This window comes from Psychrobacter sp. Pi2-1 (genome assembly GCF_904846645.1).
Taxonomy (GTDB): domain Bacteria; phylum Pseudomonadota; class Gammaproteobacteria; order Pseudomonadales; family Moraxellaceae; genus Psychrobacter.
This window is the reverse complement of sequence record NZ_CAJHBO010000001.1, coordinates 498,656-513,012: the sequence shown is the minus strand read 5'-3', so window position 1 is coordinate 513,012 and position 14,357 is coordinate 498,656. Positions and strand designations below refer to the sequence as shown.

Annotated in this window: 14 protein-coding genes and 1 tRNA gene; 9 read left to right on the top strand and 6 right to left on the bottom strand. The window is 41.5% G+C overall.

Annotated elements, in window-relative coordinates; genetic code table 11:
- Positions 1-20: 20 nt before the first annotated feature.
- A complete protein-coding gene (gene queA / locus JMX91_RS01975) occupies positions 21-1,223 on the bottom strand; it encodes a tRNA preQ1(34) S-adenosylmethionine ribosyltransferase-isomerase QueA (protein ID WP_201547433.1) in 1,203 nt (400 codons plus the stop codon).
- A gap of 167 nt (positions 1,224-1,390) precedes the next feature.
- Positions 1,391-2,476 (bottom strand): DNA polymerase IV, encoded by a 1,086-nt coding sequence (gene dinB / locus JMX91_RS01970; protein WP_160020925.1) that lies wholly within the window; start codon positions 2,474-2,476, stop codon positions 1,391-1,393.
- 506 nt (positions 2,477-2,982) lie between these two features.
- Here dinB and JMX91_RS01965 point away from each other — a divergent pair.
- A complete protein-coding gene (locus tag JMX91_RS01965) occupies positions 2,983-3,228 on the top strand; it encodes a hypothetical protein (RefSeq protein ID WP_057759343.1) in 246 nt (81 codons plus the stop codon).
- Positions 3,229-3,311: 83 nt separating this feature from the next.
- Here the strand turns inward: JMX91_RS01965 and JMX91_RS01960 are convergent.
- Positions 3,312-3,398: transfer RNA gene (locus tag JMX91_RS01960), tRNA-Leu, on the bottom strand.
- 152 nt (positions 3,399-3,550) lie between these two features.
- Positions 3,551-4,324 carry a ferredoxin--NADP reductase gene (locus tag JMX91_RS01955; protein ID WP_057759345.1) on the bottom strand — a complete coding sequence of 258 codons (774 nt, stop codon included), beginning with the start codon at positions 4,322-4,324 and terminating at the stop codon, positions 3,551-3,553.
- A 426-nt stretch (positions 4,325-4,750) separates the two neighbouring features.
- On the opposite strand from JMX91_RS01955, the gene tsaA reads away from it, so the two are divergent.
- Together tsaA and JMX91_RS01945 are read left to right on the top strand one after the other, a co-directional pair.
- A complete protein-coding gene (gene tsaA / locus JMX91_RS01950) occupies positions 4,751-5,620 on the top strand; it encodes a tRNA (N6-threonylcarbamoyladenosine(37)-N6)-methyltransferase TrmO (protein ID WP_160020926.1) in 870 nt (289 codons plus the stop codon).
- A gap of 59 nt (positions 5,621-5,679) precedes the next feature.
- Positions 5,680-7,467 carry a GspE/PulE family protein gene (locus JMX91_RS01945; protein WP_201547432.1) on the top strand — a complete coding sequence of 596 codons (1,788 nt, stop codon included), beginning with the start codon at positions 5,680-5,682 and terminating at the stop codon, positions 7,465-7,467.
- Positions 7,468-7,488: 21 nt separating this feature from the next.
- On the opposite strand, the gene JMX91_RS01940 is transcribed toward JMX91_RS01945, so the two are convergent.
- Positions 7,489-8,154: an acyltransferase gene (locus JMX91_RS01940; RefSeq protein WP_201547431.1), complete on the bottom strand. Its 666-nt coding sequence runs from the start codon at positions 8,152-8,154 to the stop codon at positions 7,489-7,491.
- 255 nt (positions 8,155-8,409) lie between these two features.
- On the opposite strand from JMX91_RS01940, the gene JMX91_RS01935 reads away from it, so the two are divergent.
- From JMX91_RS01935 to gspK, 6 genes are all read left to right on the top strand, one after another.
- Complete coding sequence (locus JMX91_RS01935; protein WP_201547430.1) at positions 8,410-9,198, top strand: TatD family hydrolase; 789 nt, start codon at positions 8,410-8,412, stop codon at positions 9,196-9,198.
- Between the two features lie 233 nt (positions 9,199-9,431).
- Complete coding sequence (locus tag JMX91_RS01930; RefSeq protein ID WP_201547429.1) at positions 9,432-10,115, top strand: TetR/AcrR family transcriptional regulator; 684 nt, start codon at positions 9,432-9,434, stop codon at positions 10,113-10,115.
- Positions 10,116-10,468: 353 nt separating this feature from the next.
- The gene (locus JMX91_RS01925; RefSeq protein WP_240990902.1) at positions 10,469-11,098 is read left to right on the top strand and encodes a prepilin-type cleavage/methylation domain-containing protein; all 630 of its coding nucleotides are present in this window, start codon (positions 10,469-10,471) and stop codon (positions 11,096-11,098) included.
- A 38-nt stretch (positions 11,099-11,136) separates the two neighbouring features.
- A complete protein-coding gene (gspI, locus tag JMX91_RS01920) occupies positions 11,137-11,607 on the top strand; it encodes a type II secretion system minor pseudopilin GspI (protein WP_227679206.1) in 471 nt (156 codons plus the stop codon).
- A complete protein-coding gene (gspJ, locus tag JMX91_RS01915; protein ID WP_201547428.1) occupies positions 11,604-12,467 on the top strand; it encodes a type II secretion system minor pseudopilin GspJ in 864 nt (287 codons plus the stop codon). Before gspI ends, gspJ begins: the two co-directional genes overlap by 4 nt.
- Positions 12,468-12,515: 48 nt before the next feature.
- Positions 12,516-13,583 (top strand): type II secretion system minor pseudopilin GspK, encoded by a 1,068-nt coding sequence (gene gspK / locus JMX91_RS01910; protein WP_227679204.1) that lies wholly within the window; start codon positions 12,516-12,518, stop codon positions 13,581-13,583.
- Between the two features lie 22 nt (positions 13,584-13,605).
- Here the strand turns inward: gspK and JMX91_RS01905 are convergent, their stop codons facing one another.
- Positions 13,606-14,286 (bottom strand): TetR family transcriptional regulator, encoded by a 681-nt coding sequence (locus tag JMX91_RS01905; RefSeq protein ID WP_057759356.1) that lies wholly within the window; start codon positions 14,284-14,286, stop codon positions 13,606-13,608.
- Positions 14,287-14,357: the final 71 nt, after the last annotated feature.

The window sequence follows — 14,357 nt, the reverse complement described above, 5'->3', positions numbered from 1 at the left end:
CATAAATGTTTATTTAATGTTCAGCTTATTTTCTTGTCAAGTAACATAGCATCACCATAACTAAAGAATCGATATTCTTTTTTAATAGCATGTTGATAGGCATGTTCAATCGATGCTTTGCCAGAAAAAGCTGATACCAACATTAGCAACGTCGATTTGGGTAAATGAAAGTTTGTTAACAGTCGATCAATGACACCAAATTTAAATCCTGGATAAATAAAGATGTCCGTGTCGCCTGACCAGCTAGAGAGTGCTTGCCCATTGATAGCCGTTTTTTGATACGCCGTTTCAAGGACGCGAGTCACTGTGGTACCAATCGCGATGACCTTATTACCATTTGCATGCGTTTTATTAATCAGCTCAGCAGTTGCTTGTGGTAGATGTGCATACTCACTGTGCATAGTATGATTGAGTAGGTTGTCTGTTTTAACTGGTGCAAAGGTACCAGCGCCAACATGCAATGTCACAAAAGCAGTATTGATGCCTTTTTCTGAAAGTTTATTAAGCACCAAGTCATCGAAGTGCAAACTTGCTGTTGGTGCAGCGACGCTTGCAAGCTTAGCGGGATCATGAAAAACCGTTTGATAACGAGTATTATCAGTATCGTCAGCATGACGTTCAAAGTAGGGCGGGATAGGTAGCTCACCGTAAAGTTCTAAATCAGGCAAAATTGGTGCATCAAAGGCTAAAATAAACAAGTTGTCCTGACGACCAATCATCGCGCCACTCATATGACCATCGGCCAGTTGAAAACGTTGACCAAGTTTTAGTGCTTTACTGGCTTTTACATGGCAAAGAGCAATATGTTCTTGGTTGACTGATTCATTATTTGAATCTTCTAAATGCAGTGTCGTTATATCTAAGTCTGAGACAGTAACCAATCGCTCAATCAAAACCTCAAGTTTACCGCCAGTATCTTTTTGACCAAATAGGCGTGCCTTCATCACCTTTGTATCATTAAATACAATCAGGTCTCCAGCATCTAATAAATCAGGCAACTCAGAAAACAAACAGTCTTCTACAGGCGTAGCATTTGTGTCAGTGTGAGCAGGCAAGTACAAAAGTTTTGAAGCAGAACGCTGCGCTAATGGATATCGCGCAATCAAACGATCTGGTAGGTCATAGTCGTAATCTTCCACGCTTAGATAATCTAAGACGTCACTATTGTTATCGGTATCAAGCGGGGCATTAGAAACGGAAGATGCAGTGTGAGCGTTGGTCATAATCAGTCTTTAAATGGATAGAAATTTTGGCATAATTGTAGCAGAAATACTGCTATAAAAGGTTGCTTTACTAAGTAGCCAAAGTGCACAAAATATATTTGAATAGCCTAAGCAAAAGTAATAGTTTTTAACTGTTCTCATGTTTATTACGTTAGTCTTTGTTTATTTTACTCAAATAAATTTAATTGAGGCAATAGTTGAGCTGCAGGTGTCAATGACGAAAAAGTGACCCCGACTAATCGGATAGGGAGCTGGCGCGGAATATCTAAGAATAACTTGTCTAACCAGTAATGAGCAGATTCAGCACTACTAAAAGCGGTGGTTAGCGTGTGTGTACGGGTAATCTGAGTAAAGTCAGCATACTTAACCTTGAGCGTTATAGTATGAGCGACGAGATTTTTTTTGTGCAGTTGCGCGAAGGCATCCGCGTTTTGTTCATAGATTTGTACACGTAACGCCGTGTCATCGTTTAGGTTTTCTCTAAAAGTAGTCTCCGAACCAACAGACTTATGCAGGCGCTCAGATTTGACAGCGCGTTCATCCCGACCATGAGCGATATCATGATAAAACTGTCCTCGCTTACCAAACTCATCAATCAATACTTCGGCTGACATACGGCGTAGATCAGCACCGTTAGTCACGCCCATTGCATGTAATCGTCTTGCCGTTGCTTTACCTATCCCATGAAATCGTTCAATAGGTAGTGTGCTGATAAAAGCATCAGCGTCTTCTGGCGTGATAATAGCGGTGCCGTTAGGCTTGTTGATGTCAGAGGCAATCTTGGCCAACATCTTGTTGAAAGACACGCCAGCAGAAGCAGTCAATCCTGTATGTTGTAATATTTGTGTTCTTAACCAGTTGGCCATTAATGTCGCTGAGCCTTTATGTACAGTAAGACCAGTGACATCGAGATAAGCTTCATCTAGCGATAATGGCTCAACATGAGGCGTTAAGCTGTACATGATATTGCGAATATCGCTGCTAACAGCTCGATATATTTCAAAACGTGGTCTAACAAATATGACTTCTGGACAACGTTTGCGAGCTTCATAACAAGACATGGCTGAGCGCACTCCAAACTGACGTACCTCATAGCTAGCCGCTGCTACAACACCGCGACCATTTGGATCTCCACCAACCACTAGTGGCTTGCCCCGTAATTCTGGGAAGTCACGTTGTTCTACACTGGCATAAAACGCATCCATATCTATATGAATGATTTTACGTGGATTGGATGCTGTAGGAGTTTTCATGATTAATATTTTACATCACTCAATACTTTTATTTCAGTATCGATTATTAAACGGTAAAGGGGTTTTTCGAATATAGAACCATAAAAATATGGCAATATGCGAATAATTTATATATCAATAATTAAATATAGTGTAAGGTTAATAGTCAGATATATATGGCGTTAAAATACTAATAAATTAAACTTAGTTAACATATGTTCACTAATATATGTTTTGTATGGTACATACCTTAAGTTTTTCAGATTTTCCATACCGCCTGTCTGAATATTATTGCCTTACATCATGAATATTATGATTATATGTTACAGTTCTAATGCTATCGTTTTACAATATATTAACCAAAACAATTAATAGTTATGAAAGTAATAAATGGTTTTTTATAGGAATTTTATTTACCTGATAAAACATTGTTTATAGTTCATACCAAACTTATGAATTGAGTACTGGTAAATTAACTTTCTAAAAAAATAGTAATGAGAAAGTTCAAGATAATTAAGGAGCTGATAATGAGTCATGAATTAAAAGGGAGCGATTTAACACGAGCAATGTTAGCGCGGGGTGATGAAAATATATGGTGCGCGGTTTGTGATGAAAGCGATGAACAAGCGATGATGGATCAGTGTGGTAATGATTTTACCGCCTATATTGTGTCATTTAATGATGGATATTTTTATTGTAGTGCTGGCATGCCATGGAGTTATGCGGTACCGATTAAGATAAGCGCTGTTATGCCATTCGAAGTATCGATATAAACGAGCTCGGAATTTATTAAAACAAATATAAATAATAAGCACAAAAAAACCTCCGATAAAGGAGGCTAATTTGTACTAAATATTGGTACCAGTGGTCGGACTCGAACCGACACGCTTTTAAAGGCAACGGATTTTGAATCCGTCATGTCTACCAATTCCATCACACTGGCATGTTAGGTGATAATAGCTATTGACTAAATATTATCTAATTGGGCTACAGTGTTGACTGTATAGGCTGCGTATTATAGCAGCCTATTTACATGCGTCAAGTATTATTTTATACAATTTTTCATTTATTCTAATGATGCTAAATAGCATCATTCTAGCCGACAAAGGCACGCTCAACTGCGTAATCTGCTTGCACACCCATACGTGGTGAAACAGTCAAGCCAAAGTTATCTAAAATGGCAGAAACCTCAGCATTAAACGGCATACTGCCACAAAGCATGACACGGTCATCATCCTTATTCATTGGCGGTAAACCAATATCTTCAAACAATTTGCCTGATTTCATCAAATCAGTGACACGACCTTGGTTTCTAAACTCTTCACGCGTAACGGTTGGATAATAGATGAATTTTTCGCGATACCATTCACCAAAGATTTCATCATTAGGCAGCTCATTTTCAAACATTTCACGGTAAGCCAAATCATGAACATGACGTACGCCATGTACTAAGATGATTTTGTCAAAACGCTCATACACTTCAGGATCACGTGCTAGTGACAAGAAAGGAGCAAGGCCAGTACCAGTAGAGAGCATGTAAAGGTTCTTACCTGGTAGCAGATCGTCCAATACTAGTGTGCCCGTTGGTTTTTTACTGACTAACAGCTCATCACCTACTTTGATATGCTGTAAGCGCGAAGTTAATGGACCATCTTGAACTTTAATAGAAAAGAATTCTAAATGATCTTCATAGTTAGGGCTAGCAATTGAATAAGCGCGTAATAGTGGCTTGCCATCAACAACAAGTCCAATCATCGCAAATTCGCCATTACGAAAGCGCAAGCCATCGTCACGAGTGGTTTTGATACTAAATAGAGAGTCATTCCAGTGATGAACCTCTGTGACCGTTTCGGTGCGAAGTTTTGACATAAAGTCCTCGTTAATAAGTTGTTATTTGTGTGTTAAGTTTGAATAAGTATTAAATCAGAATTTTCAATGTTAAATTGAACATTATAAAAACGTATCAGTCTTTTGATCGTTGTCGAAACTGCTATTTTTATGAACGAGTAAATGATGGATAAGCGCAGTACAGCTGGTTTATCAGCTTATATATAGCCAGCTATTACGTCATTAGACATAGTAGATTTGCGTCAACGATGACAGCATTACCAGTCATATCGCCCAAATGTAAATGACTCTCATCAAATTTCTTGCTCATAATACCAAACTTTAAAATAAAAATCCGTCTAGCAGTGTTTGTCTAGCATGATAAAATGGAATATCGTTAGTGAGTAATTTTGTATCATTTGGCAAAACTGCCTTATCAGGGCAGTTTTGTATTACTGGAGTTGGTATATGCTTGATGAGAATCCCCTGTTAAATAACTACCATCAAGCTCCTGTCATTGGCTATCATCGTGCTCCGCTTTCGCAAAAATTCGGTGCGCCGCGCCAGCCAAACTTGGTCGCTTTGACTAGTGTCATTGAGATGTTAGCGCCATATGATACGCCAGCTGCATTTGATGGTTTGGATAAGTTTAGTCATATATGGGTAAGTTGGCAGTTTCATCATAATTATCGATATAAAAATAACAATGAAACCAGTACTAGTTTTCGCGTTCAAGTACGCCCACCAAGATTGGGCGGTAATCAAAAAATTGGGGTGTTTGCCAGTCGAAGCATGTATCGTCCTTCAGGACTAGGCCTATCTGTTGTCAAGCTCGAACAAGTCAAAATAATTCAAGGTCGTGTATTATTGATTATCGAAGGTGCTGATATGATAGATGGCACGCCAATCATCGATATAAAGCCATATGTGGCCTATAGTGATGCGCTGATCCAAGCAGAGAGCGGATTCGCACCAACCGCTCCAGAATTATTAAACGTAACCGTGACCGATGCTGCTAACGAACAGTTTATGATGCTAGTAAGCGCAGGCGAGCCTAGTGATGCTCATAATGATACAAGCAACAATAATACAAGTATTAAAGACGCAAACACTGGATTAAGTAATGCGACAGTTGCGTCTACGATTCATCGTATACAAAGTCAATTGATAGCCTCAGATATGAGCATTATTAAAGAGCTAATTGCCCAAGACCCGCGTCCAGCTTATCGTCGGACAGAGATAGCCACACCATTCATTATGCGTTATAAATCCGTTGATGTGAGTTTTCAGTTGATAGCATCAGGACAGCTACAGATAGCTGCTGTAGTTGCAATATAGCTGGCTTGCATTGATATTATTTTTGACAACACATTTTAAAACAATAGAAGAAGAGAGATATGTCTGCTCAACAGTACTCGATAGTGATTGATTTGCGCTGGTGTCTAGATGAGCTATTGGCAGATAAAGTGATTGACCAACGCGGCTATAACCTAGTCATTACTAGCCGCCGCGACAAAGCGCAGCATCCTTTACTAACGATTAGTGAATTTGGCTTGCCGAATGGCCATGCGACGGACAATAGCGCTGAAAATAAATTAACTTTGGCTTGGCTCAATCAGTGGTTGGCGGCTAAAGCAGACATGTCTCTCGTTCGTATTGACCCTCTAAAAGTTGATGTCCCTGCAGTCACACAATTGATGTCATTCGAATATGCACGTTCACAGCATATTTTACCGATTGAGGTCGCTGTAGACGAAGTGATTATTGGAACGGATCAGCCTTTTTATACTGACTGGCACTCAAGTATTGAAAAATTAATCAAATCAAAAAGCTATCGTACGGTCTATATCAATCCTGAGCAGATCAAACGCTACCGTCAGGAGTTCTATCAAGTCACCCAAGCGATTGCAGGCGCAAATAGTGTCCATAAGCGTGCAGCTGCCGATGTGACCAATGTCGAAGCATTATTGCAATTGGGTGACAATACCAATCCTGATGCCAATGACCAGCATATAGTTAGAGTTGTTGATTGGCTGTTGCAATATGCCTTTGAGCAACGAGCTAGTGATATCCATTTAGAGCCACGCCGTGAGACAGGTAAGGTGCGCTTCCGTATCGATGGGGTGCTACATACGGTGTATGAGATGCCATTGGCAATCATCGTTGCGGTGACCGCACGTATCAAAATTTTAGGACGGCTAAATGTCGCAGAAAAGCGTAAGCCGCAAGATGGTCGTTTAAAGACGCGAACGCCGAAGGGACTAGAGACAGAACTTCGTTTGTCGACTATGCCAACCGCTTTTGGTGAAAAGTTGGTCATGCGGGTGTTTGATCCTGAAGTACTGGTGCGTTCCTTTGCTCAGCTTGGTCTATCGGGTAAGCAGCTTGAAACGTGGCATGAATTGACTGCTCATCCAAACGGGATTATTTTGGTCACTGGGCCTACAGGTTCGGGTAAGACCACGACCTTGTATAGTACTCTCAAGCAGTTAGCAACTGAACAAGTCAATGTCTGTACCATTGAAGATCCTATTGAAATGATTGAACCTGCATTTAACCAAATGCAAGTGAATCCAGGTGTCGATTTATACTTTGCTGACGGCATTCGCTCTTTGATGCGTCAAGATCCTGATATTATTATGGTTGGGGAGATTCGTGATGCCGAAACAGCCAATATGGCAGTACAAGCTTCATTGACAGGGCATTTAGTGCTCTCGACACTACATACTAACGATGCGCCAAGTTCAATCACTCGCTTGCATGATTTGGGTATTCAGCCATTTTTGACATCAGCGACTATCTTAGGCGTAATGGCACAGCGTTTATTACGTACGCTATGCCCGCATTGCAAAAAAGCGGTAGACGTTATGCCAGACAGCGAGGTTGCCATTCAATGGCAGGAGTTGGTACAGCCTTGGCGCGCTCCTGCCCCAGCACAGATTTATGTGGCTCAAGGCTGCGAGCATTGTCGACACACTGGTTATCAGGGACGAGTCGGCCTATACGAGATTATGCCATTGTCTAACGAATTAAAAAAATTGGTCGCAGCCGATACTAACTTAGATGTGCTCAAACAACAAGCCTATCGTGAAGGTCTACAGCCATTGCGTTTATCAGGGGCAAAACGTATTAGTGAAGGCGTGACAACCATAGAAGAGGTGATGCGAGTCGTGCCTCTTAATTAACTATTGTATTTGAAGTCGTGTTTAGCGTTCCCAATGTACGTTTTGGCGAATAATTTTTGCTGGTGTGCCTGCTACCATACAGTTTGGTATAGTGACTGGTTTATTGACGAAGGCACCTGCTGCGATGATACATCCATCAGCGATAGAGACGTTTTTTGAAATAGTCACATTAGCCGCAATCCAAATATGATCTCCTAGAATGACATCAGAATGTGCTTTGTTCACTCGTACGTTAGTATCTATATCGTAGACCTTGTGCACATCGGTAGCGCGAATTTCAATACCACGCGATATCATGCAAGACTTACCAATAGTTACACTCTTGTCACGTGCCAAGATATAGCAATCAATGGCAGTGGTATGCTCACCAATATAAATGCGTAAATGATTACCAACGACTAATAATTGACCAGAGAATTTAACATGTTCTGCGATAGTGACTTGATTGTGATTACCATTAATGTCGATTTTTAATTTATTAAGTTTCCCATGACTACCAATGGTAATTCGATTGTTATCACCTTTACGAATAGTAATTGTGGAGTTGCTAATGATACGTACGTCGTTAGCTATTTTAATGTAATTACTATGGCCTTTATCTTGTAATAAAAACCGTTGTTTATACAGTTGCTTGGGCAACAATGTTTTGAAGATATGGGGTAAGGTGATAGTTTTTTTATGGTTCATAGTATGGCACTTATGAGAGGTAATAAAGGTTTTGAAGCTTCGGCTTTTAAAAGATTGTTATGATGTATCGACTAAGTTCGTATCATCCATTTATTTAGAATAAATTCTATTTAGAGTATTTTTGATAGCCATTTAAGGTAGTGTACCGTTAAACAATACTTGAAAACAGCTTCCTTCACAGCAATCAATGCAAATAAGATTTAAATTTTAATTCCCATACTTTTAATTGATAAGTTTTTAACAACGAGATTATTTATGTTTACAGATACTCATTGTCACCTCAACCGTTTAGATTTGACGAAATACGATGGTAAATTATCTGGCGCGATTGACGCCATGAAAACTGCTAATGTCACCCGTGCGATGGCAATCATGTGTGATTTTGCAGAATACGACGAGATTGCCAATATTGTGAGCACCTATGGTGACGAGACGCTAAATCTAGGAATGAGTGTAGGGATTCATCCTTGTGAAGATATTGATATACTGAAATCAGCGACGGTTGAGCGTCTAATAGAGACTGCTGCTAAAGAACATGTATGGGCAATAGGCGAGACAGGGCTAGATTACTACTGGTCTACAGAAAATAAAAAAGAGCAGCAAGCCAGTCTTGCACGTCATATCCATGCAAGCCAGCAACTAAAAAAACCGCTTGTCATACATATGCGCGATGCAAAAGAAGATACGATCGATATCCTAAAGAGTGAAGGCGCTGAGCATGGTATTATCCATTGCTTCACTGAAGACTGGGAGACCGCAAAACGTGCTTTAGATTTAGGGTTTTATATCTCCTTCTCAGGTATTGTCAGCTTTAAAAGTGCCCAAAATATCCAAGATGCTGCAAGGCATATGCCTAGAGACAGAATTTTGATTGAGACCGACAGTCCATATTTGGCGCCTGTGCCTAAGCGTGGTCGTCCCAATGAGCCTGCCTACGTACCCTATGTCGCAAGCTTTATCGCAGATATGTACGGTTGTGATAGTAACGAGGTTGGCGCATTAACCGCAAAAAACTTTGAAAATTTACTGGCACAGTATCGCTAAAATGGTTATGCTATGACCAGTCAGTCATTTATGTGATGGTCTCATAGTTTAATCCCCCTTAGTATTTGATTTACTAAATGTAACTGTATGATTATCAATGACTATTTGTAAATATAAGCATATCCCTTTTATGGTATTTCAGCAGTTCTTGTATAGTTTTATACGCTCATTGCCAAATGTACGCACATAATTGATGGTCATATGCTTAATCTTGTCATGTTTTAGGAGAGATTATGAGTCGTCAGCACCAGTTCAAGGCACGAGAAGAGAACATCTTAGCGATGGCAGAACAATTGCTACTTGAGTCAGGCGATGGTGATATCACTTTAGACAGTTTGGCAGATCAGCTCGATTTGGCTAAAGGCACCCTGTACAAGCATTTCTCCAGTAAAGATGAGCTTTATCTGCGTATTATTATTCGTTACGAAGAGCAATTGTTTGAGATTAACCGTATTGATGACTGCCCGTCGGCAGGCGTTGCCCGCATGATTTTCCAGCAGTTATTCAATCCGCAAAAAGCCATGCTATTGAACCAAATCGAAGAGCGTTTGGCAGCATCGGTCACAGGTCTGAACCGCTTGTTTGGTGAGTTATATGATATCCGTCGCCAGCGCATGAAGCGTTTGATTGATATCATCAGTGCTTATCTAAAGGACGAACACAGTAATTTGAGTACGCGTGATTATTTATCATCTATCTGGGCCATTGGGCAGGGCGGCGCAGGGCTATTGAACTCAAGTTTTTATCAGCGTTACTTGGGTCGCCGTGATACGTTACGAGTGGCGTTTGTTCGACAAGTACTAGAGTTACCAAGTCATTATCCGGCCGATGATAGCGGTGTCATGGATGAAGACATGCAGGAGCTGGTCGAGCAAATCGATACTGAGTCAGAAGAGCATCGCAATACCAACTATTAAAGTAGTTATTGGTAGAGTACCTTTCTTGGTTTTAATAGATCGTGCTGTGATGGTTACTATTGCAGCACGGTTTGCAGTATTAATTCACATATCTTCTAATATTACTCAAACCTCCTTTCTCATTCTGCGATAATTAAAATCGGACTTATAGGTGCAATATGCCGGTCAGTGTTAAGACGCAGTCCAGTTCAGCGGCTACTTGCTCTTTTACTTTAATTAGTCAAATGACTCGATCAAGTTGTTTCCATATCAGTCCTGTAGACCATTGTTGTAGCTGTGTCTCCATATCAACTGATACTCATCACTTATCATCAGTCTCACCAATAAACAGTCGGACACAGATTGGTTTCACATTGGTAGAAATCGTGGTGGTAGTCGTTATCTTGTCTATATTTGCTGGCATAATGAGTTTGTCTGTCGGTAGCAGTGAAGCCCGCAAAAACCGCGCTTTTTATGAGCATCTTACCGATTCGTTAAGCTACGTTCGCTTATTATCGGCTGAACGTATGCAACCAATGGGTATGCGTATGCAGGCAGATAAGCAAGGTCAAGTAGAGCCGGTCATCGTTACCCTATCAAATCCATATGTTGCGTATCAGACAACGGCGATGATGTCAGATAGTACCGACAGTCAGCCTAAGAATGCCATGGAGCTGTCGGCAGAGGTGACTAGTTTATCAGGCTCTAATGATGAGCAAAAACCAACGCCAAGTTGGGAAATCGAGTCAGGTGTTAGCTTGCCTAAGCTGCCCACTGGCGTAAGTATCAGAGTTCAAAGTTTGGATTCTAGCGGTTTACAAAACCCGGGACGAACACAAACCTTACAGCCTTGGTTTAGAGATCAAAACGTACCGCAGGTATTGTGGTTTGGTACAGGACAAGCAACGCCTGTCACCATTGAAGTGCTTCACGATTCGCGTTTAGTGGGCGAAGTAATTACGATAATGCCAAATGGCAGCATGCGAATCGGACAGGGGTTATAGTGACTAAATTATATAAACCTTCTATGACAAGCCAGCCTATGTCACTAAAATCTATATCATTCAAGTCTGGGCGCGAGAGCGGCTTTACCCTTATCGAAGTGATGGTTGCTTTGGCTATTTTGGCAGTGGTAGCCGTCGCGGCGAGCCGTGCCAGTAGTGCATATCTTAGCTCAGTTGATATATTGCGTACTCGTACGCTTGCTCACTTCGTTGCCCAAAATGCCGCCGCTGATTTACGTATTCAAGAGACGTGGCTGACAGCCAACCGCACCCAAACCGTTAATGCACAAGGACGTGATTGGCAAATAGCAATGACAGTCGGTGACGCCATCACACCTGCCTTAAAAGAAGTAAATATCGCAGTTTCGCCTATTATAGATGGACAGACACGCACGTCGGTCACTGATATCACTGTGATGCTAAGTAATGCTGAGCAAGATACGGGCAGTCTGGATTTAAGTGGTCTAAACACAATAGGTAATAGCGAGCAGGTCGGGGGCGGTCTGTGAGGCATCAGCGTGGTTTCACACTGCTTGAGCTAATGGTTGCAATGGCAATATTTGCGATGCTAGCCGTTGCAGGCTGGCAAGTGTTTGATGGGGTCAACCGTGCTCGTGAGCGCGCGCAATTTCATGCTGACAATCTGGCTGTCTTGCAGTACGCTTATTTACAGTTACAGCAAGACATGGGTCAAATTCTTCCTTATCAAGTGGCGACTACCCAGAGTGTTAGTGCAGCGAACAAGAATACAAGCAACAGTACTAGTTCAGGTAGTAATACTCAATCAAGCGAGCAAATAAGCGAAATAGCGCCTGAGCCTTTTATGAGCTTAGATGGCGAGCATATCAGCTTTGTACGCTTTGCCGATCCTGATCCACGATATCAGAGTAGCAATAGCCTCCAACGTATTGAATATATTTTTGCGGATGAGCGTTTGATACGTCGCCAATATACCAGTATGGAAGGCGGGCGTGACAGCGTCAGCCTAGACAGCATATTGCTCGAAGGTGTCACAGCAGAAAGCTGGCAAGCTTATCTACCAGAGCTAAGTACCAAGTTTCCGAGCGACGATACTAACAATGGCAGTAGTATAAATACAGCGATGAGACAATCAGCGAATACAGCGAGTCCTAAGCCCACAGCTGTTTTATTACCGAAAGGAATCGCGGTTAGCTTCACATATCAAGATATGCCAATTACTTGGCAATGGGCACTTTCCCCGCAACCGATATCGCATAGCAATAGTCAAAGCATCGCCAATGATACAGGTAGTAGCAGCAATGATAATGCTAATAATGACAACAGCGGTAGTGATGGTAGTGATAATAATAGTAGTGCGGATAATAGCAATTTAGGAACGAATAATTGAGAAGGTAGTAGTTAAAATGTATCAATTGCTCAATAACAAAGGCTATGTATGTCGATGACTGCGAACTCTCAACGCGGTGTTGCACTGCTGACTATCTTATTATTGGTAGTAAGTATTACTGTGGTTGCAGGATCGATGCTTGCTAGCCAAAAAATCGCAATTAGGCGTAGTGGTCTGTTGTTCGAACAAAATCAGTTGCTGCAAGATATCGATGCAGGTCAACAGTTAGCAGTGACGATGATTCGCGCTGATAGCAACCTCAATGATACGGATAGCATACAAGATATCTGGGCGCAGCCCATACCACCTTATGCATTGGCTAGTCACAGTGTCAGCATCGAGCTACGCGATGAGTCTGGTCGTTTTAACATTAATAACTTGTATCAAGATGGAACGGTCAACACTACTGCTTTAGAAATATTCCAACGGCTACTCACGCAACTAAATCTAGAGCCTGATATTGCTATTGCTATACTTGATTGGCAAGATGCAGACGGCGAGGTATATCAAGATGGTGGTGACGAAAGTACGGTATATGCGCAGCAGTCAAACGCTGTAGTAACAAATGCTTTGCCAAATCAGCCTTTTGTTAGCATCGATCAGCTACTAGAAGTAAAAGGGGTAAGTACTGAAACATTAGCAGTATTACGGCCTTATATTACCGCGGTGCCTTATTATGTGCCTATTAATATCAATACTGCCAGTCCTGTATTATTAGCAGCACTCATTGATGGTGCTAACAGCCAACAGATGCAAGCACTGGTAGATATACGCGCACAGCAGGCGCTGACGTCTATTGATGCAGTATGGCAATTACCGATATTCGGCAGTCTAAATGATGAGCAACGAAAAGCGTTAACACCACTGCTCGCCGTTGATAGCCAAGCATTTATGGCGCTTATCACAGCGACTGATAATGCAACTGTCGATCAAGCTAGAGAGCGTTTTGCTACTGTTTTGATTAGTAAAACTGTCGTTGATAATAATCAAGTAGTTAATAGTAGTGAGGCTGCTAATAATAATCAGGCGAGTAATAGTAGTGGGGTAAACGGTAAAATGCCCAAGGAAGTCAAAGTAGTGATACAGCGACTATGGGCATTTCGTCCGAGCTTTTAGCGGATGGTATTGAGATCGACGTTTAATCTTTTAGGCGTGTTTCTTCGCTAGACTTCCAATTATATGCCCCGTAAAAAAGCATCTGTGCTTGACGAGTACAGTTATGTAGCATTAGCTGTTTGTTCTCTTCAATTTCGTTTAGATCAATCTCATCATCATGATCTTCTGTATAGGTCAGCTCTAGCCAATCAATAATCCAAGAGAAAAACATATTCACACCAGCTTCAGCCAATAGACGACGGTCATAAGCATTGATATGGGTAAACGCTGGCTGCAACGCTAAGTCGTCGGCCAAACCTTGAGCATGTATCTTAATCAACTCATTGATGGCTTTGCGTACTGCTTCTGATCCACCATAACGCTCACTGACTAAAAACTGCCAGTAATAAGGCTGATCGCTGACCATATACAAGAATAGCTGAATGCTTTTTGCGATTTGACGATCGAAGCTACGTTTGCGTCCAATCTGCAGGCTATCACTTAACGTGGCCAACGTACCGCCCAATTCCTCAATAACCAAAGCGCGCCCGAGTGACTCCATATCATCAAAATGGCGATAAAACGCAGTCGGCACAACGCCAACCTCGCGTGTTACTTGTCTGAGACTGATAGAGCTAAAAGATTGCCCTGTCATACATAAATCGAGCACAGCATTAAAAAAGGCGTGCCGAGTTTGAAGTTTTTTTTGTTCGCGACTGCTCATAATATTTCAAAATTGTCCGGTAGGTGTTTATCATACTCATTTCAACGTATAAATACGACTGAAATACGCCA